Annotated in this window: 13 protein-coding genes; 6 read left to right on the top strand and 7 right to left on the bottom strand. The window is 67.9% G+C overall.

Annotated features, from left to right (window positions below; translation table 11 throughout):
- Nucleotides 1-43 precede the first annotated feature (43 nt).
- Both B043_RS0103695 and B043_RS0103690 read right to left on the bottom strand, forming a co-directional pair.
- Complete coding sequence (locus B043_RS0103695) at nucleotides 44-2140, bottom strand: S8 family serine peptidase (RefSeq protein ID WP_026234114.1); 2097 nt, start codon at nucleotides 2138-2140, stop codon at nucleotides 44-46.
- A 4-nt stretch (nucleotides 2141-2144) separates the two neighbouring features.
- The gene (locus B043_RS0103690; protein WP_245538870.1) at nucleotides 2145-3830 is read right to left on the bottom strand and encodes a carboxypeptidase-like regulatory domain-containing protein; all 1686 of its coding nucleotides are present in this window, start codon (nucleotides 3828-3830) and stop codon (nucleotides 2145-2147) included.
- Between the two features lie 217 nt (nucleotides 3831-4047).
- On the opposite strand from B043_RS0103690, the gene B043_RS0103685 reads away from it, so the two are divergent.
- The 4 genes from B043_RS0103685 (at nucleotide 4048) to carA (ending at nucleotide 8573) form a co-directional block, all read left to right on the top strand.
- Nucleotides 4048-5250, top strand: a complete 1203-nt coding sequence (locus B043_RS0103685; protein WP_018460984.1) for an argininosuccinate synthase — start codon at nucleotides 4048-4050, stop codon at nucleotides 5248-5250.
- Complete coding sequence (gene argH / locus B043_RS0103680; RefSeq protein WP_018460983.1) at nucleotides 5240-6634, top strand: argininosuccinate lyase; 1395 nt, start codon at nucleotides 5240-5242, stop codon at nucleotides 6632-6634. Before B043_RS0103685 ends, argH begins: the two co-directional genes overlap by 11 nt.
- A gap of 40 nt (nucleotides 6635-6674) precedes the next feature.
- On the top strand, nucleotides 6675-7187 hold the full coding sequence (locus B043_RS0103675) for an N-acetyltransferase (protein ID WP_026234112.1): 513 nt from the start codon (nucleotides 6675-6677) through the stop codon (nucleotides 7185-7187).
- A 210-nt stretch (nucleotides 7188-7397) separates the two neighbouring features.
- On the top strand, nucleotides 7398-8573 hold the full coding sequence (carA, locus tag B043_RS0103670) for a glutamine-hydrolyzing carbamoyl-phosphate synthase small subunit (RefSeq protein WP_018460981.1): 1176 nt from the start codon (nucleotides 7398-7400) through the stop codon (nucleotides 8571-8573).
- Here carA and B043_RS0103665 read toward each other — a convergent pair.
- On the bottom strand, nucleotides 8570-9271 hold the full coding sequence (locus B043_RS0103665) for a DEAD/DEAH box helicase family protein (RefSeq protein WP_018460980.1): 702 nt from the start codon (nucleotides 9269-9271) through the stop codon (nucleotides 8570-8572). The genes carA and B043_RS0103665 overlap by 4 nt on opposite strands.
- Before the next feature lie 38 nt (nucleotides 9272-9309).
- Between B043_RS0103665 and B043_RS0103660 the strand changes: the two genes are divergently transcribed.
- The gene (locus B043_RS0103660; RefSeq protein WP_018460979.1) at nucleotides 9310-9798 is read left to right on the top strand and encodes a hypothetical protein; all 489 of its coding nucleotides are present in this window, start codon (nucleotides 9310-9312) and stop codon (nucleotides 9796-9798) included.
- Between the two features lie 3 nt (nucleotides 9799-9801).
- Entirely contained in the window at nucleotides 9802-10650 is an 849-nt protein-coding gene (locus B043_RS0103655; protein WP_018460978.1) for a carbohydrate ABC transporter permease, read from the top strand.
- On the opposite strand, the gene mltG is transcribed toward B043_RS0103655, so the two are convergent.
- From mltG to alaS, 4 genes are read right to left on the bottom strand one after another with little or no spacing between them, the layout of a single operon-like run.
- Nucleotides 10647-11648, bottom strand: coding sequence for an endolytic transglycosylase MltG (gene mltG, locus B043_RS0103650; RefSeq protein ID WP_018460977.1), 1002 nt, complete (start codon nucleotides 11646-11648; stop codon nucleotides 10647-10649). The genes B043_RS0103655 and mltG overlap by 4 nt on opposite strands.
- A complete protein-coding gene (gene ruvX, locus B043_RS0103645; protein ID WP_016328403.1) occupies nucleotides 11632-12039 on the bottom strand; it encodes a Holliday junction resolvase RuvX in 408 nt (135 codons plus the stop codon). Before ruvX ends, mltG begins: the two co-directional genes overlap by 17 nt.
- Entirely contained in the window at nucleotides 12020-12703 is a 684-nt protein-coding gene (locus tag B043_RS0103640) for a hypothetical protein (RefSeq protein ID WP_018460976.1), read from the bottom strand. Before B043_RS0103640 ends, ruvX begins: the two co-directional genes overlap by 20 nt.
- 25 nt (nucleotides 12704-12728) lie before the next feature.
- Nucleotides 12729-15353, bottom strand: a complete 2625-nt coding sequence (gene alaS, locus B043_RS0103635) for an alanine--tRNA ligase (RefSeq protein WP_018460975.1) — start codon at nucleotides 15351-15353, stop codon at nucleotides 12729-12731.
- Between the last annotated feature and the right edge of the window lie 53 nt (nucleotides 15354-15406).

Below are 15406 nucleotides of genomic sequence, written 5' to 3'. Positions count from 1 at the left end.
AAGACCCCGGGGGGAGCGCCCCCGGGGTCCAATCGTTTCCAGGCTAGGGAGCCGACGTACCTTGGAGCTCGAGGCGGTACTTGTTGAAGGGGTTGTTGTCCTCACCGCCTTCGGCGATGGTGTAGCTCGTCACCACCAGATAGTACGTCCCGTCCGCGGGCAGGGTGTAGGTGATCTCGGAATCCGTGATCTGCCCGGGGACAAGGTCATCGTTCTGGGCCAGCACGTTGCCGTTGCCGTCCAGGAGGTAGAGGTAGGAGTCCAGGGTGCCCCCCAGGCTGGAGCGGGCGTACACCCGGGCCCGGATCTGGTCCCCCGCGGTCCCTGTGAAGGCGAAGAAGTCGTAGTCCTGGGGCTGGCCGAAGATGTAGGCCACTTGGGTGGTCTGGCCGTAGGCGATGGGCGCGGCCTGCGCCCGGGTGTCGTTGGGCTCGTAGGGGTCCGTGGGGTTGAGGTCCACCTCCGTGGCCAAGAGGCGCACCGGCTTGTAGTCCGGCTGCCCCGCGCTGGAACCAGGGGTGGCCACCAGGGTGCCCACGAAGATCCCCCGCTCCTCCGGCAGGCCGCCGGTGAGGGCCAGATCCGCGCCGGCCACGTAGATATCGTAGGTACCGGGGGCGATCTCGTAGAACCAGGCCTCTCCGCTCGCGTCCGTCTTGGCCCAGTACATGGGCGTAGGGTCCGTGGGGTCCCCAGGGCGGAGGCCCCGCCCCCGGAGGATCACGTCCGCGAAAAGGCCCGGGAAGGTGCCCCGCTCGTTCTGGTACTCCACCTTGACCCGCACCACCGAGCCCTTCTGGGGCAGGGCGCCGCACCCCTGGGCCAGGAGGTCCGCCAGGTTGCGGGCGTTCAGATGGCCCCAGCCCTTCTCCCGGGTGAAGCGCCGCTCCCAGGTGGTGGTCTCCAGGGCCCGGCGTACCTGGTAGGGGGTGGCCTCGGGGCAGGCCGCCTTCACCAGGGCCGCGGCCGCGGCGGTGTAGGGGCCGGAGAAGGAGGTGCCGGAGATAAGGCCGTACCCGCCCCCAAGCCAGGTGGGGTTGGCAAGGAGCACGTCTAGACCAGGAGCGGCGCTGGAAACGTGGCGGCCGTAGGTGGAGAAATCGGTCTTGTTCCGATTGCCGTCCGCGGCAGCCGAGGCGATGATGCCGGGATAGCCCGCGGGGGTGCGGACCTCGTCCTTGTAGGAGTTCCCAGCGCTGGCCACCACCACCACACTGTTGGCCAGGGCGTAGTCAAAGGCCTCTTTCACCAGGTTCCCGTACCCTAGGCCACCCCAGGAGTTGTTGAGCACCTGGGCCCCCCGGTTCACCGCCCAGACCACCCCCCGGGCCACGTAGAAGTCCCCCACATAGCCCGGCTGGAAGATGGCCACCGGCAGGAACTTGGTCCTGGGGGCCAGCCCGGCAATCCCCTGGCCGTCCTTGGGGGCGCTCACCGTGGAGGCCACAAAGGTGCCGTGGTAGGTCTCCCCCAAAGCCCCTAAGCCCTGGATAAAGTTCAGCCAGTCTTGGGCGGAGGTGTAGGTGGTATCGGTTACCGGGTCATAGGCCCTTCCCGCCCAGTTGGCCGCCAGGTCGGGGTGGGTGACGTCCGCGGGGTCATCAATGATGGCCACCGTCACCCCCTCGCCCATGAAGCCGCGGTCCCAAGCCCCTTTGGCGTCCAGGTGCCGGGGGTCTAGGGCGTACTGGGGAAGCTCGTCAAAGACCTGGTCGGCTGGGTTACCCAAAGGGGCCAAGCTCCCACCCCCGCCAAGCCGCTCCACAGGATCGTCTTTGGGGGCCTGAACCATGGCCAGGTGGGGTTCGGCGTAGCGAAGACCGGGGAGCCCTTTAAGAGCCTGGCTAGCCTTCAAGGCATCGCCAGGCACCTGGAGCAAGGCCGCCTTGAGCTCGGGAATCCGGGCGATTTCCTTTGCCCCTAGCCTACGGATGGCCTCTTGTAGGGCCCCTTCCTCCTGGTAGGCCACCACCACCTGGCCCTGAACGTAGGTCACCCCTTCACGGGAAGCCAGCTCGGGCGCTTGGGCCGGCCCCTGTGGAGCGCGGCCCGTAGGCTGGGTGCAGGCCCCAAGAAGGAGCGCCAAGCCAAGGGTGACCAGCCAAGTCCGCCCATTGGGACGTAGATTCACCTTCCTCATCGTTTCACTCCCCCGTGGTGAACTCAAAGACCTGGGTCCCAGGGCGGCTTAGGCGGATAAAGGAGGTAGAGCTGGGCCAGGTCTGAACGCTGTAGGCGGAGATCCGGTTTTCCTCCGGGTTGTACTTGTAGGCGAAGCTGGCATAAAGCTGCCAAGCATAGGTTCGGTAGGCCTGGAGCTCGGACAAGGAGGCGTAGCCGTCAAAGTTGTAGGGCAGGGTCACGGTGCCCTGGGATACGTTTACGGGTACAAGGTTGGGGTTGTTAGGATCCGTCGTATCCGTGTAAATCGTGGGGACGTTGCCAAGGAATCCGTACACCAGAGCCTCCCCTTGGAGAATCCCATTGCCCTGATCCCCTGTACCGAACTCCACCTGGAGGAGCCCCCCCCCTAAGGTCTGCCAGGCTACCCAGTCCCCGGTGAGGGTGTCCCAGAGGACCAGGTTGTACGCCGCTCCGTCCGCGCCTAAATCCAGCTGCGGATGCCCGATGACAAAGTCTGGGGTTTTAGACACGTCCTTGGCCTCGTCCGCGGGAGCCACGAGGGGGGCGAAGAAGGGGGGCAAAGGGGTGGTGGAGCTGGGGGCGCTCTCCGCCCGGTTGGCACCCCGGGCCACCACCCGGTAGTAGTAGGTCTGGCCGGGGGTGAGGTCTGGAGAGGCATCCCGGAAGTAGAAGGGGCGGTTGAAGGCGTTGCTGGGGCAGCTATTGCTTCGAGAACCCCCCACGGTGCCCACCCGGGTCCAGTTCTGGCCGTCTTCAGAACGCTCAATATCAAAGGCGAAGGGAACCGTGGAAGCCGTGTAGCACCAACGCACCTCCACGTAGAGGTTGCTCCCTTCGGGCGCCGCCAGGGGCATCTCCCCCACCTGACCCTTGCCCAGGGGCACGGTGAGGGTCGTGGGGGCCTTAACGCTGTAGAAGCCTACGGCCTGGGTCAGGGTGATGGCCGTGGCCGCCACCCCAGTAGGGGCGCTTACCGTATTGTTCTGCGCAGAAGCGGTATTGATAAAGGTCAAGGGAAGGATGTAGTGGCTGCGGTTGTTGTTGAAGTCGTAGGCCACCACTTCTAGGTACACCTCCTCGCCGTCCACATCCCCGAAGCCAGCCACTTGGGAACCAGAGAGGGTCTGGTTATCGGTGTCCTCTGTATCGGTAAAGAGGCGCCGGCTGGAGGTGGCGGTTTGGGTCAGGAAGGCCGCGCCCGGCGTGCGGCCCAAGGCCACGTAGATGTAGCGCATGGGCTTCACGTAGTCCTTGGAGGTGTCCACTTGGACCCGGAAGGGGATGGCGTTGGTGAAGGTCTGGCCCTCCAGAGGGTCGGTGCCGTTTTGGGTGACGATCAGGGTAGGTGGGGTGGTGGTGGCGCTTTGGTCAAAGGCCGGCTTCTGGATGACGGTGATGCTGTCCATATCCGGCACACGGATGCCCTCCACCACGCTCCCCGCCATACCGGGCTTTTGGACCTCGAGGCGATAGACCCCCTCGGGGAGCCGGTCAAAGGTGAAGCGCCCTTCCGCATTGGCGCTGGCTGTGCGTAAGAGAAGCCTCTCGAGGTATAGGCGCAAGGTGGTCCCCTGCACCGGAGCCCCAGCTCCCTCGCTCACCACCGCTACGTTTAGGGTGTGGTCACCCGATGGGAGGGCGCTCCTTGGCCCCGGACAGGCCGTGAGAAGCAGGCTTAACCCCATCAAAAGTGGTAAAAAGGCTTTCCTCATAAGGCAACCTCCCCGCAGAACCTTGGATACCTGTAGGCCATAAACAGACCTCCTCGTTTGGCACTTGCGCCGGGGGTTTTCTACTTTCATTCAGGCGATTTCGTCAAGAACCGGGCCCCTAACCTTGTTTTTGATGCGGAAAAGTCGTATACTTATGCACGCCCCCTCGAGGGGCTAGAATGGGGTCGGCATGAAGATCGTCCTGGCATACTCCGGCGGGCTGGACACCAGCATCATCCTCAAGTGGCTGAAGGAAACCTACGGGGCCGAGGTCATCGCCTTCACCGCGGACATCGGCCAGGGGGAGGAGGTGGAGGAGGCCCGCCTCAAGGCCCTAAGGACCGGGGCCTCCAAGGCCATCGCCCTGGACCTACGGGAAGAGTTCGTGCGGGACTTCGTCTTCCCCATGATGCGCGCGGGGGCGGTGTACGAAGGCTACTACCTCCTGGGCACCTCCATCGCCCGGCCCCTCATCGCCAAGTACCTGGTGAAGATCGCCGAGGAGGAAGGGGCAGAGGCCATCGCCCACGGGGCCACGGGCAAGGGGAACGACCAGGTGCGCTTTGAGCTCACCGCCTACGCCTTAAAGCCGGACATCCGGGTCATCGCCCCCTGGCGGGAGTGGAGCTTCCAGGGCCGGCAGGAGATGATGGCCTACGCCGAGGCCCACGGCATCCCCGTGCCCGTGACCCAGGAAAAGCCCTACTCCATGGACGCCAACCTCCTCCACATCTCCTACGAGGGCGGGGTCCTGGAAGACCCCTGGGCCGAGCCCCCTAAGGGGATGTTCCGCATGACCCAAGACCCCGAGGAGGCCCCAGACGAGCCCGAGTACGTGGAGATCGCATTTAAGGCGGGGGACCCGGTGGCGGTGAACGGGGAGAGGCTTTCCCCCGCGGCCCTTCTCCAAAAGCTCAACGAGATCGGGGGCCGGCACGGGGTGGGCCGGGTGGACCTGGTGGAAAACCGCTTCGTGGGGCTAAAGTCCCGCGGGGTCTACGAGACCCCAGGGGGCACCCTCCTCTACCACGCCCGCCGGGCGGTGGAGAGCCTCACCCTGGACCGGGAGGTCCTTCACCAGCGGGACGCCCTCTCCCCCAAGTACGCGGAGCTGGTCTACTACGGCTTCTGGTACGCCCCCGAGCGGGAGGCCCTCCAGGCCTACTTTGACCACGTGGCGAAGGCCGTGACCGGCGTGGCCCGGCTCAAGCTCTACAAGGGGAACGCCTACGTGGTGGGCCGGAAGGCGGAAAAGAGCCTTTACCGAAAGGACCTGGTGTCCTTTGACCAGGCGGGGGGCTACAACCAGAAGGACGCGGAGGGGTTCATCAAGATCCAGGCCCTGCGCCTTAGGGTCAGGGCCCTGGTGGAGGGCAAAGGGCATGGGGCATAGGACCTGGGGCGGCCGCTTCAGCGAGGGGCCGGACGCCCTCGCAGCCCGGTTCAACGCCTCCCTCCCCTTTGACCGGGCCCTTTGGCGGGAAGACCTCTTCCAAAACCGGGTGCACGCCCGCATGCTCCACAAGGTGGGCCTCCTTTCGGAAGCGGAGCTAAAGGCCATCCTCCAGGGCCTGGACCGGATTGAGGAGGAGATTGAAAGGGGCACCTTTCCCTGGCGGGAGGAGCTGGAGGACGTGCACATGAACCTCGAGGCCCGCCTCGTGGAGCTCATCGGCCCCCCTGGGGGCAAGCTCCACACCGCCCGGAGCCGCAACGACCAGGTGGCCACCGACCTACGGCTCTTCCTCCGGGGTGCCCTGGACGAGCTCTTGGAGGAAATCCGGGGCCTAAAGCGGGTTCTGGTGGCGGAGGCGGAGCGGCACCTGGAACCCCTCCATGTCCTCCCCGGCTACACCCACCTGCAACGGGCCCAGCCCATCCTCCTTTCCCACTGGTTTTTGGCCTACTACGAGATGCTCTCCCGGGACGAGGGGCGGCTAAAGGACGCCCGGGAGAGGCTCAACGAAAGCCCCTTGGGGGCCGCGGCCCTGGCGGGGACGGGCTTCCCCATAGACCGGCACTTCACCGCCAAAGAGCTTGGCTTCCGCGCCCCCATGCGGAACTCCCTGGACGCGGTGGCCTCCCGGGACTTCGCCCTCGAGGTCCTCTCCGCCCTAAACATCGGCCAGCTCCACCTGTCGCGCCTTTCGGAAGAGCTCATCCTCTATAGCACCGAGGAGTTCGGCTTCGTGGAGATCCCCGACGCCTTCGCCACCGGGTCTTCCATCATGCCCCAGAAGAAGAACCCGGACATCCTGGAGCTCATCCGGGCCAAGGCGGGAAGGGTTTTGGGGGCGCTGGTGGCCCTCTCCACGGTGGTGAAGGGGCTTCCCCTCACCTACAACAAGGACCTCCAGGAGGACAAGGAGCCCCTTCTGGATGCCCTTTCCACCTACCGGGATAGCCTGAGGCTCCTGAAGGCCCTCCTCCCAGGGCTTAAGTGGAACCGGGCCCGGATGTGGCGGGCGGCGGAGGAGGGGTACGCCCTGGCCACGGAGCTTGCGGACTACCTGGCGGAAAAAGGGCTTCCTTTCCGGGAGGCCCACCACGTGGTGGGGCGGCTGGTGCGGAAGCTTTCCGAGGAGGGGCGCCCCCTGAAGGCCCTCACCCTGGAGGAGCTTAGGGCCCACCACCCCCTCTTCGCCGAGGACGCCCTGCCCCTCCTCCGGCTGGAGACCGCCATCCACCGGAGAGGGTCCTACGGGGGCACGGCCCCGGAGGCGGTGCGGGAACGGGTTTTGGAGGCCAGGAAGGAGGTGGGGCTTGAAGGAGCTTGAACTAAAGGTCTTCCCCCAAAGGGAGAAACCCCCCCAGGAAATGAATCCCCTCCCCGAGGTGCGGCGGGGGGCGGGGGTGGAGCTTAGGAAGGCCCGGCTTTCCGATGTGGACGCCATCTACTGGCTCATCCGCTACTGGGCGGAAAAGGGCCTGATGCTGGTCCGGAGCCACAGCCACCTCTACGAAAACATCCGGGACTTCTTCGTCCTGGAGGACGAGGACGGGCAGATCGTGGGCACAGGGGCCCTGCACGTCCTCTGGCGGGACCTGGGGGAGATCCGGGGCCTCGCCGTCCACCCGGCAAGGCAAGGGGAGGGCCTTGGGCGCTGGCTGGTGCTAGCGGCGGAGCGGGAGGCCCGGGATCTGGGCCTGCCCCGGGTCTTCGCCTGGACCCTGCAGGTGGGCTTCTTCCGGGGCCTCGGCTACCAGGTCACCACCCGGGAGGCCCTGCCCCCCAAGGTGTGGAGCGAGTGCAACGCCTGCCCCTTCTACGAGAACTGCCGGGAGATCGCGGTGGTAAAGTGGCTTTACCCCAGGGAGGCCGACCTCTAGAATGGGTGGGATGGGGCTACATCAGGAGGCCATGGCCTGGGGCCCCTACGAGCCTTTGCAGGACGAGGAGCCCTACCACGGGAAAACCCCGGGGCTTCCCCCTTCGGGGATGCGAAGAGAACCCCCAGGCGGCCCTGGAAGGTTGGGCCCGCCTACATGTAGCCCGGGGAGAGCCCCTACCGGTCTCTTGGCAGGGCTAACGGAGGAAGAATGGCAGGACTAAAGGAGCGCGCGGTTTTGGTGCTGGAAGACGGCACCGTCTACCACGGCTACGCCTTCGGGGCCCGGGGGAAGACGGTGGGGGAAGTGGTCTTCAACACCGCCCAGACGGGCTACCAGGAGATCATGACCGACCCCAGCTACCACGGGCAGATCGTGGTCATGACCTACCCCCACCAGGGGAACTACGGGGTGAACGTCTACGACATGCAGTCCAACCGCCCCTGGGTGCGGGGCTTCGTGGCCAAGGAGTTCAGCCGGGTGGCCTCGAGCCCCCGCGCCCAGCAGACCCTGCAGGAGTTCATGGAGTTCTACGGGGTGGTGGGCCTGGAGGGCATCGACACCCGGGCCCTGGTGCGGAAGATCCGGGAAGGGGGGGTCCTAAAGGGGGTCATCGCCCACGCGAGCCTCTACGGCGCCCCCGACCACGCCTTCACGGAGGAGGAGCTTGGGGCCCTAAAGGAGGAGGCCCGGGCCTGGCGGGACATCGACGGGCGGGACATGACCCCCGAGGTCACCACCCCCCTCCCCTACGCCTGGCCCACCCTGAAAACCGGGCGGCGCATCGTGGTCATGGACTTCGGCATCAAGCACGCCATCGTGGAGAACCTGGCGGCCCAAGGCTTTGAGATCATCGTGGTGCCGGGCAAGACCCCGGCCAGCCAGATCATGGCCCTCGAGCCCCACGGCCTTTTCATCTCCAACGGCCCCGGGGACCCCTCCATGCCCCGCTACGCCCACGAGACCATCTGGAAGCTCATGGGCCTCCTCCCCACCTTCGGCATCTGCCTGGGGCACCAGCTTCTGGCCCTGGCCGCGGGGGGGCGCACCTACAAGATGAAGTTCGGCCACCGCGGGGCCAACCACCCGGTGAAGAACCTGCAGACGGGCAAGATTGAGATCACCAGCCAGAACCACGGCTACGCGGTGGACATCGACTCCCTCAAGGACTTCAAGCCCACCCACGTGAACCTGAACGACGGGACCCTGGAGGGCATGACCCACGTGCGCTACCCCGTCTTCTCCGTGCAGTACCACCCGGAAGCCGCCCCCGGCCCCCACGACGCCCTCTACCTCTTCCGCCGCTTCCTGGAGGAAGTGGAGGCCTTCCACGGGGCCACGGGGCTCCCGGTGGAGAAGCAAAGGGCAGACGGCTTCGGGGTCTAAAGGCCTAGGAAAGCCCGCACCGCCTGGACCTCCTCCTCCAGGCTGAGCCTTTCCGTGTCCAGAAGGAGGGCCCGGGGGTGGCCCTTTAGGAGGCGAAGGGGGCCTTCCGGGTCGTAGTTCCGCTTCTCCTCGGCCACGATCTTGAGCTTGGCCAAGACCTCCTCCAGGGGGGCCAGGGCCAGGGCCTCCTCCAGCTCCTCCGGGGCCAAGACCCCTTCCGCCAGAGCCCGGAGGCGCTCGGCCTCCTCGGGGGCAAGCTCCACCCGGTCAAAGGCGTCCCTCCGGGTGAGGAGGCGCTTTAGGCGGGTGGCCTCCCGGGCGTGAAGGACCACGAACAGGGCCTTGGGGAGGGCCTCCAGGGCGTAGGCCACCTCCCTTTCCCCCCTCAGGCCGTCAAAGAGGAGGGGCCGGGTGGGGGGGGCGTACCCCTGGGCCAGGACCTGGGCCACCCCCCCTGGGAACTCCTCCCGGAAGCGGCGGGTGAGGCGGAAGCGCTCCTCCCGGGGGATGGGGGGCTTCGCCCCGTAGCGGGGGAGGACATAGAGGTCCACCAGCGCCCGCCGGTCGGGGAGGCGGGGAAAGCCTAGGGCCTCCACCAGGGTGCTCTTCCCCACCCCGGTGAGGCCCACCAGGACGAGAAGGGGGAGCTCCCGGAGGGGCACAAGCCCAGGAGCAGCCTCGAGGGCAAAGGGCACCATGGGGGGTATTCTACGGCCTCTGGTAGGATGGGGGGGATATGAAGCGGCTTTTCGGTGCCCTCCTCCTCTTCGCCCTGGCCCTGGCCCAGACCCCCGCCTACCCCGAAACCGCCTTCGGTCTGGGGTACGCCCCCGACCGGGGGGTCTACCTCCAGGGGGGGCTGCTCCTGCCCTTCAGCCCCCTGGGCCTGGACACGGGGCTGGACCTGGAGGTCCTTTTGGACCAGAACCCCCAAGGGGAAGCCCTCTTCAAGGCCAACCTCTTCCCCGGGCTGGTGGTGGAAAGCCTCTACGCCTCCTTGGGGGTGGGGCTGGACCTCCGCTACCCCTTCGGGGCCCACCTGGGGCCCCTCTTCAGCCTGGAGATCCCCGGCGGGGCCCTTTCCGCCCGGCTTGGGCTTGGGTACGAGGGAAGGCTCCACCTGGCCTACGGCCTCGGCCTCAGGCTCTACCTCGAGCCCCTGGCCCTGGAGGCCGCCTTCTCCGACCGCTACCCCTTCCGCCTAAGCCTCCTCTACCTCTTCTAAGCCATGGGCAAACCCTGGAGGCGGCGCCTTCCCCTCATCCTCTTTTCCCTCCCCGCCTTGGGGACCTTGGGGCTTTTCGTCCTCTACCCCTTCTTGGATGTCCTCCGCTTCTCCACCTGGGAGTGGTCCGGGCTTTCCGAGCCCAAGCCCGTGGGGCTTAAGAACTACGCCCACCTCCTCCAGGACCCCGCCTTTTGGGGCAGCCTCTGGGTCACCCTGAAGTTCATGCTCCTCGCCCTCCCCCTCTTCGTGGGGCTTTCCGTGGCCCTGGCCCTGGCCCTGGAGGGGGCGCCCTACGAGCGCCTGGCCAAAAGCCTCCTCTTCCTGCCGGGGCTGGTCACCCTGGGGGGGGCCACCTTGAGCTGGTACACCCTCTTCACCCCGGAGTACGGGGCCCTGGCCCAGTTCCTCCCCGTCCCCCCCTGGGACCGGGAGGGGTTCTGGGCCCTGGCGGTGGTGGTCCTCTTCACCCTCTGGCGGCATCTGGGCTACGGGGTGCTGGTGGCCTCCGCCCGGCTCAAGGCCATCCCCAAGACCCTCCTGGAGGCGGCCTACGTGGACGGGGCGGGGCCCTTTGAGGCCTTCCGCTACGTGACCCTGCCCCTCCTCCGGCCCGCCCTGGCCTTCTTGGTGGTGGTGGGGACGGTCCTCGCCCTCCAGTCCTACAGCGCCGTCTTCCTCCTCACCCGGGGGGGGCCTTTCGGGGCCACCCGGGTCCTGGGCTACTACCTGTACGAGGCGGGGTTTGAGAACTTCCGCCTGGGCTACGCCGCGGCGGTCACCGTGGTCATCCTCCTCCTCACCCTCTTCTTCGCCTACGCCCAGCTCCGGCTTCTCCGCTCGGAGGATTAGCGGTGTAGGGCCAGGTCGCGGAGGTGGCCCTCAAAGTCCGCGTTGAGGAAAAGCCGCCCCTGGGCGTGGAAGAAGTAGAGGTAGGGGCGGCCCCCTTCGTCCTGGCGCTTGGGGCTTAAGACCGCCCGGAGGGCCGCCCGGCCGGGGTTGGCGATGGGCCCCGGGGGGAGGCCCTTGTAGCGGTAGGTGTTGTAGGGGGAGTCCACGGCGAAGTCCCCCGCCTTCCGGTCCAGGGCGGGGAGGGGCTTACCCAGGGCGTAGGCCACGGTGGGGTCCGCCTGGAGGGGCATGCCCCGTTCCAGGCGGTTCAGGAAGACCCCGGCGATGTAGGGCATCTCCGCTTCAGCCCCCGCCTCCTGCTGGACGATGGAGGCCAGGGTCACCCAGGCGTGGACGGAAAGCCCGAGGCGCCCTAGGGCCTCCTCCACCTCGGGGGTGAGCTCCATCCGGAAGCGGTCCAGCATGGCCCGGACCAGCTCCTCGGGGGTGGCGAGGAGGTCAAAGGTGTAGGTGGCGGGGAAGAGGTAGCCCTCGAGGCCCCGCCCCTCCACAAACGGGGGCTTGAGGGGCCCTGGGTCTTCCACCAGCCTCAAGAAGGCCTCCCCGGGCAGCCCCGCCTCCTGAAGCCGCCGGGCGTAGTCCTGGGCGCGGAGGCCCTCGGGGAAGGTGAGGGTCACCGTGAGGGGCCTCACCCCCCCGGTGAGGGCCCGGGCCAGGCGGAAGGCCCCTTCCCCCCTAAGCCGGTAAACCCCGGGGACGAGCTTCCGCGCTTTGCCGGAAAAGCGCAGGTAGGCGGAGAAGGGGTAGGCGGAGCGGACGAGCCCGGCCTCCTCCAGCGTCCGGGCCACCTCCTGGGCCGTGGCCCCTTTGGGGACGCGCACCAGGGCCTCCTTCCCCGTGGGGCCCAAAAGCCAAAGGGCGTAGAGGAGCAGGAGGAGGAAGGTGAGGAAAAGCCCCACCACCCCCCGCCAGAGCCACGCCCTAGGCCCCTCCCGCAAGGTAATCCTCCAGGAGCACCACCGCGGCCATCTCGTCCAGCTTGCCCTTGTCCCGCTTGAGGCGCCTCGGGGCCTCCCTAAGACGGCGCTCCGCCAGCTTGGTGGTGTAGCGCTCGTCCACCAGCACCACCTCCACCCCCCGGGCCCTCAAGGCCTCCACCAGGGCCAAAACCCCCTGGGCCTCCTCGCTCATGGTCCCGTCGGTGCGCAAGGGAAGGCCCACCACGAGCCTTGCCAGGCCCTCCCGGCGCACGAAGTCCAAAAGGGCCTCCACATCCCTCTCCAGCCCTTGCCGCACCAAATACCCCCGGCCGAAGGCGAAGGGCCGCCCCTCCTCCCCCACCGCGAGGCCGATCCTGGCCCGGCCCACGTCAAGCGCGCCCACCCGCATACCGAACGCTCCGGTCCGCCAGGACCACCCCCAGGAAGAGGAGGCCCACCCCCAGGGCCCGGCCCAGCTCCTCCAGGCCCACCACCCCGAAGCGGTTGAGGGTGCTGGTGGAGGCCAGGACCAAGGCGGCGAGGAAGACCAAGGCTGTCCCCTGGGCCCGTAAGGGGTTTTTCCGCCAGAAGAGGGCCGTGGTGTAGAGGGCCACCCCGGCCATGAGGAGGGTGCCCAGGAGGTTAAAGGGGATGGTCCAGAGCCTGGGGGAGGTGAGGCCGGGGGGCGGGAAGGCCGCCCCCGAGGGGGCGTAGGGCGCGGGCAGGCGGGCGAGGTCCAGGGGGGCGGTGAGGACCAAGAAGAGGCCGTAGAGGACGAGGGGAAGGAGAAGGAGGAGAAGCCCCCGCGCCGCCCTCGGGTTCAGGAGGGCCAGGCTCCCCAGGCCCAGGAAGGTCACCCCGTGCATGGCCCCCGTGAGGTACCAGAGGCGGTAGAGGAAGGGGGTCCAGGCCCCCTGGAGCTTGGCCAGGAGCTCCGCGGAAACCGCCAGGGCGAAGAGAAAGAGGCCCAGGCTGTAGAGGGCGTTGTGCCAGGAGGGGCGCCGGGTGTAGCGGGCCAGGGTCAGGCCGAAGAGGGCCCAGGAGAGGAGGGCCGCCAGGAAACCCAGGAGCATGCCCCCAGTTTACCGCGCCGGGGTATTAGAGGAGGTCCTCCAACGCCTTCAAGGCCTTTTCCGGGTCCAGCCCCGCCCCCTGGGCCAAAGCGCCCTTCCCGCCCCCCCGGCCCCCCGCCCGCTCCGCGAGGGCCCGGAAGAGGGCGCCGGCCTCGAGGCCCCTTTCCCGCGCCCGTTCGGAGAGCTTCAGCACCGCCTGCCCCCCGGAGAGGACCAGGGCCACGTCCGCCCCCCTCGCCACCAGGTCGTCCGCCGCCTGGCGGAGCGCAGACCCGTCCAGCCCCGGGAGCTCCGCCCCCCCATACCGGAGGCCCCCCTTCTCCTTCAGGGCCACCCCCTCCCTAAGCTCCGCCCGCACCAGCCGGGCCCGTAGGCTTTGGACCTCCTTCTCCTTGGCCTTGAGCTCGGCCATGAGCTTTTCCAGGCGCTCCTCCAGGGCGGCCTCCCCCACCTCGAGGCGCTCGGAGAGGGCCTTCAGCCGGTTCAAGGCCCCGCGGGCGAAACGGAGGGCCGCCTCCCCGGCCACGGCCTCGATCCGCCTGACCCCCGCGGAGACCGCCTCCTCCCGGGCGATGAGGAAGGCCCCGATCTCCCCCGTGCGGCGCACGTGGGTGCCCCCGCAGAGCTCCTTGGAGGGGCTCCCCTCCACGGTCACCACCCGCACCACCTCCCCGTACTTCTCCCCGAAGAGGGCCATGGCCCCCTCCCGCCTGGCCTCCTCCAGGGGGAGGTAGCGCCAGGTCACGGGGAAGTCCGCCATGATCCAGCGGTTCACCAAAAGCTCTATCCGCTCAAGCTCCTCCGGGGTCAGGGCCTCGGGGTGGGTGAAGTCAAAGCGGAGCCTATCGGGGGCCACCAGGCTCCCCGCCTGGCGCACGTGGGGGCCGAGCACGGCCCGTAGGGCGGCGTGGAGGAGGTGGGTGGCGGTGTGGTGGCGCTCCGTGTCCCGCCGTTTGGGGTCCACCACCGCCCGCACCTTCTCGCCTACCCGGAGGACCCCCTCCTCCACCTTAGCCCGGTGGAGGAAGAGGCCCTTCTCCGTCTTGTGCACGGTCTCCACCCGGGCCCGGCCGCCTGTCCACTCCAAAAGGCCAAAGTCCCCGATCTGCCCGCCCCCTTCCGCGTAGAAGGGGGTGCGGTCCAAGACCACCTGGACCTCCGTGCCGGGGCCGGCCTCGGAAAGGGCCTGGTCCCCGGCCAGGAGGAGGAGGACCTCCCCCTCCCCCTCCAGGGTGGTGTAGCCCAGAAACTCCGTGGCCCCCCGCTCCGCGTAGAGCTCCTCCAGGGCCTCCGCGCTCCGCTTGAAGATCTCCCGTTCAAAGGCCATGTGGGCCCTCGAGCGCTCCTGCTGCTCGGCCATGGCCTTCTGGAAGCCCTCGGTGTCCACCCCGAAGCCCCTTTCGGCGGCGATCTCCACCGTGAGGTCCAAGGGGAAGCCGTAGGTGTCGTAAAGGCGGAAGGCCTCCCTTCCCGGAAGCACCTCCCCCGGCTTCAGGCCGGAAAGGAGGGTCTCTAGCCGCTTCAGGCCCCCCTCCAGGGTCTCCAGGAAGCGCTCCTCCTCCAGCCGCACCTGGCGCACCGTGGCCTCCAGGTGCTCCCGCATCTCCGGGTAGAAGTCCCCAAGGAGCTCCGCCACCAAGGGCGCGAGGCGGTGGAGGAAGGGCTCGGAAAGCCCCAGGAGGTAGCCGTAGCGCAGGGCCCGGCGGAGGAGGCGGCGCACCACGTAGCCCCGCCCCGTATTGGAGAAGGTCACCCCGTCGGAAAGGGCCGCCACCACCGCTCGGATGTGGTCGGCGATGACCCGGTGGGGCACGGAGGCCTTCCCCTCGTAGGGGCGGCCGCTTAAGCGCACCACCTCTTCTATGAGGGGGAAGAAGGTGTCCGTGCGGTAGAAGTCCTCCACCCCCTGGAGGATGGCCGCCATGCGGTAAAGGCCCATGCCGGTGTCGATGTTCTTCTGGGGGAGGGGCTTCAGGATCCCGGGCCCCGGGATGGGCCCCTGGCGGTCGTACTGGGTGAAGACCAGGTTCCAGACCTCCACGAACCGGTCCCCACTCCCCGTGTTGGGGCCGGTCTCGTCCGGGGTGCCGAACTCGGGGCCCCGGTCGTAGAAGATCTCCGAACAGGGGCCACTAGGCCCGTTCGGCCCATGGGTGATGGCCCCCCCCGGCCAGTAGTTCTCCTCCTCCCCGAAGCGGCCGATCCTTTCTTCGGGAACCCCCACCAGGTCGCGCCAGATGGCGTAGGCCTCGTCGTCGTCCTGGAAGACCGTGACCCAAAGCCGGTTCGGGTCCAAACGGAGGCGCTCCGTGAGGAACTCCCAGGCCCAGAGGATGGCCTCCTTCTTGAAGTAGTCCCCGAAGGAGAAGTTGCCCAGCATCTCAAAGTAGGTGTTGTGCCGGGCGGTGCGCCCCACGTTCTCAATGTCCCCCACCCTTAGGCACTCCTGGCAGGTGGTGACCCGCCGCCACTCCTTGCCCCCGAAGATGGGGCGTTCCCCCAGGAAGTAGGGCTTTAGGGGGGCCATCCCGGCGGAGGTGAAGAGGAGGGAGGGGTCGTTCTCCGGCACCAGGCTGAAGGAGGGCAGGCGCAGGTGGCCCTTTTCCTCAAAAAAGGAGAGGTAGGCTTCCCGGATCTCGGCGGTGCGCATGGAGCCCATTATAAAAGCCCCGGAGGGGCCTGAAGGCCCCCCCGGAAACAAGC

The organism is Thermus oshimai DSM 12092, assembly GCF_000373145.1.
Classification (GTDB): Bacteria; Deinococcota; Deinococci; order Deinococcales; family Thermaceae; genus Thermus; species Thermus oshimai.
The sequence above is the reverse complement of the archived record's forward strand: the minus strand, read 5'-3'. Positions and strand labels throughout refer to the sequence as shown.